This is a genomic window from Streptomyces corchorusii (genome assembly GCF_001514055.1).
GTDB lineage: Bacteria > Actinomycetota > Actinomycetes > Streptomycetales > Streptomycetaceae > Streptomyces > Streptomyces olivaceoviridis.
The window spans coordinates 1-3169 of sequence record NZ_KQ948397.1 but is presented as its reverse complement, the minus strand read 5'-3'; the positions used below and the strand labels follow the sequence as shown (position 1 = coordinate 3169).

The window sequence follows — 3169 nt, the reverse complement described above, 5'->3', positions numbered from 1 at the left end:
GCCTCGCCGCGTTCGCCTCGCTCTCCCAACCCGAGTCCCGTGCCTACTACGACCGAAAACGTCGCGAGGGGAAAACACCATGTCGCAGCCCTCGTCGCACTCGCCCGACGTCACATCGACGTCCTCTTCGCGATGCTCCGAGACGGCACCTTCTACCAGGCGCCCACCCCGGCTACAGCTTGACGAAGCCCATAGAGGCACCTTTTGGCGTGGACATGAGGGAATGCAGTACCGCCCGGGACAGGTCGATGAGGCCCTGCTCGGCGAACATCTCGAGCACCCTCTGGTGCAGCCGTCCCCACACGCCGGCCCGCGACCAGATCAGGAACCGACGGTGTACCGTCGACTTCGACGCCCCGAAACACGGCGGCAGAGCCCGCCAGGCACAACCGCTGACCAGCACGTAAATGATGGCCGCGAACACCGCCTCGTCATCGATGTTGGCCACCCCGCCGCCCTGCGGCCGTACTCGCGCCGGCGGAAGCAAGGGCCTGGCGATCTCCCACAAACCTTCCGGCACGATCCATCCCCACCGCCCACTCCCCATGGCCTGGTCAACGACCAACTGACCACGTAGGACATGGTGTTAGAGCAATCCGAGTTGGCGGTATCTACGTATCTCGTAGCGGGTTGTCGCAGACCTCGTATGGCACGCGATCCGCGTCGACCAAGGAGACCGCTCCGGTCACGTCACCTGTGGTCGGCGGAGCTACAACTCCACCGACCTGATGACGACGGTGTGTGAGCAGTGCGCACATGAGGAACCCGCCCTGCCCCTGCTGGCGCCGCCGGACGGCCAGTCGGCGCCCTGGGCTGTATCGTGCGAACGGCTCGCCGAACTGCTGGACGACGCCGCACCGATCCTCCCGCCAGGTCGCGATGGGCGGCCGGGCAGTCGTCGTCCCGCACGGTGCCGAGCCTGCCGCGAGTCGACGGATGCCGGCCGACCCGCGCCTGCGGGTACAGCTCACCGCGGACCACCCCGTGTGGGACGTCAGCGCCGACGCGTTCAGGCTGTCCGCCGCCGGCGTCGGGTAAGAGTGCGCTCTCGCGGCGGAGGCGGTACCGTGCCTACTGGTCCATGGCCGCGTCGTCGCCCTTGGTAGGGACCCAGCCCGTTGCCGACAACCCCGCCAGTGCGAGCCGGATGGCCACTCGCCACACGTCAGTTCCGCGGCACACCGCTGCGGACAGCGGGCGCCACTCACAGTGGACCAAGAACGCAGCGTCGCCGTGAACCGCCTGCTCAAGGGCGCGCTTCATGGCGCGCGGGTACGTCTTCCAGAGCCTGATCAAACGATGCCGACCGTAGCTTCTGGCCCGGGTGATGTTGCCTGACTGGGCGGCAAGATTGCCGGTCGTGACGCCGAGGTCCTCGGCGAGCCTTTCCGCTCGGCGGGCGGAGATGCCGAGTAGGCGGTGGCGATGGAAGAAGATGCACAGGGCCAGTGCTGTCGACCATTCCATCCGTGGCGGAGGTCAGTCCCAGCCGAGGCGGACGCGGTAGCTCATACCCGGGAGCGGCAACTCGCCCGTGGAAAAGGTCCCGGTACGGAAGTCGGGGTAACCCGGCTCGCTCGGTCGGCAGTCGCGGTTCCAGTAGACCTCGATGTCGTTCGTCGACGCGATGTCGTACGAGCGGGCGGGTTCGGCGAAGTTGTGGCAGACGCCGGTTTCGTCCAGGTCGATCTCCGCCCTGGTGCCTGTCTGGCCGGGACCGCTGTAGAAGTACGCGAACAGTGGGCTGCCCGATGCGGAAGCCTGGGCGCCGAACGCCGTCACGGTGGCGACGGCGGTGGCAGCGGCGAGACGAGCGAAGGACTTTGTCAATGTCATCACAACTGAACTCCTGTCGTGCGGCCTGCCCTACGGCGGGCCACCTGCGCAGAGACCGCCTGGCTTGATGTGACGTCTCATGGGATCACACTGATTGGTCGTCCAACAGTGGTATCTCGGACAACGGGGCCGCACATCATCCATTTGACTTCCAGGGGACGCGAAGACGCAACCCGCCTCAGGCAGCGCGGGATCCGCCGCGTGCCGTGGCAAGGCGTCCGCTGGGGCTGATCACCCGAATGGACGCGGCGAGGGCACGGGCGAGGCCTCCTGAATTGATCGACGGGCGGGCCGCCGGTCTGCCAGGTGGAACACCGGAGGACGCCGGAGTTGAGCTGCCTCCCCGGTCGTCACACCCCCACGCCGCCGCAGCCCTACGCGACGCCAGACCAAGACCCAGCAGTCAGCCCACCGGGGCGGTGATCGGGGCGCCTGCGTCCAGCTGCACAGTGATGAAATGGGCTGATGGGACACCGGACAACATCTCTGCCGGCGCTTGCACCTGCGCCTCACCCGAGGCCGGCGCCATGCTGACCACCGGCAATGCCTTCGACTCTCTTGTCGCCGAGCGACACCATGGGGCACGGTGGCCAGGCGTCTAGGCGGTGTCTTCAAATGATCCTCAGTGGTGGATCACGGCCGGGTGATACGTCGCCATGAACTGTCGGATGCTGAATGGGAGTTCGTTCGGCCGCTGCTGCCCGAGTCGCTGCGGGGTAGGAAGCGGCTGGACGACCGCACGGTGCTCAACGGGATCGTGTGGAAGTTCCGGACCGGGACCGCCTGGCGGGACGTGCCCGAGCGGTACGGCCCGTGGGCCGAAAAGGGGGCTGCGTCACCCGGGACTCGGACACTCCCGAGGTGGCCTGACCAGCAAGATTCACCTGGCGTGCGACTCCCTGGGGCGTCCGCTCGCCTTCACCGTCACGGGCGGGAACACCAACGACTGCATCCAGTTCACCGCCGTGATGGACGCGATACGGGTGCCCCGCCTCGGACCGGGACGGCCCCGCCTTGGCCCGACCACGTCCTCGGCGACAAGGGCTACAGCTCCAAAGCGATCCGGACCTGGCTCAGGCGGCGCGGTGTCGGCCACACCATCCCGGAACGGTCCGACCAGATCCGCAACCGGCTCCGGCGCGGCCATCGCGGCGGGCGCCCACCGGCCTTCGAGCACCTCTACAAACGGCGCAACGTGGTCGAACGCTGCTTCAACCGCTTGAAACAGTGGCGAGGGATCGCCACCCGCTACGACAAAACCGCCGAGTCCTACCAAGCAGCCATCACCCTCGCATCGCTCCGGATGTGGGCGTGACATTTGAAGACAACTCCT

The 3169-nt window shown here is 67.2% G+C and carries 3 protein-coding genes and 2 pseudogenes; 2 read left to right on the top strand and 3 right to left on the bottom strand.

Going from position 1 to position 3169, the window contains the following annotated elements:
• Positions 1–226: 226 nt before the first annotated feature.
• The 3 genes and pseudogenes from AQJ11_RS44930 to AQJ11_RS44920 form a co-directional block, all read right to left on the bottom strand.
• Positions 227–547, bottom strand: a pseudogene (locus AQJ11_RS44930) (transposase); the annotation flags it as partial.
• Positions 548–1071: 524 nt separating this feature from the next.
• Complete coding sequence (locus tag AQJ11_RS44925; RefSeq protein ID WP_059267376.1) at positions 1072–1467, bottom strand: hypothetical protein; 396 nt, start codon at positions 1465–1467, stop codon at positions 1072–1074.
• A gap of 12 nt (positions 1468–1479) precedes the next feature.
• Positions 1480–1836 (bottom strand): hypothetical protein, encoded by a 357-nt coding sequence (locus tag AQJ11_RS44920; protein WP_159061824.1) that lies wholly within the window; start codon positions 1834–1836, stop codon positions 1480–1482.
• Between the two features lie 625 nt (positions 1837–2461).
• Between AQJ11_RS44920 and AQJ11_RS53070 the strand changes: the two are divergent.
• Positions 2462–2644, top strand: a pseudogene (locus AQJ11_RS53070) (transposase); the annotation flags it as partial.
• Positions 2630–3151 (top strand): transposase, encoded by a 522-nt coding sequence (locus tag AQJ11_RS47980; protein ID WP_425265044.1) that lies wholly within the window; start codon positions 2630–2632, stop codon positions 3149–3151. The pseudogene AQJ11_RS53070 and the gene AQJ11_RS47980, both read left to right, overlap by 15 nt.
• Positions 3152–3169 lie beyond the last annotated feature (18 nt).

What these genes read in the sequence shown, in the direction of transcription:
- AQJ11_RS44925 (WP_059267376.1), bottom strand. Translation starts at nt 1,467, where the DNA reads ATGGAATGGTCGACAGCACTGGCCCTGTGCATCTTCTTCCATCGCCAC.
- AQJ11_RS44920 (WP_159061824.1), bottom strand. Translation starts at nt 1,836, where the DNA reads ATGACATTGACAAAGTCCTTCGCTCGTCTCGCCGCTGCCACCGCCGTC.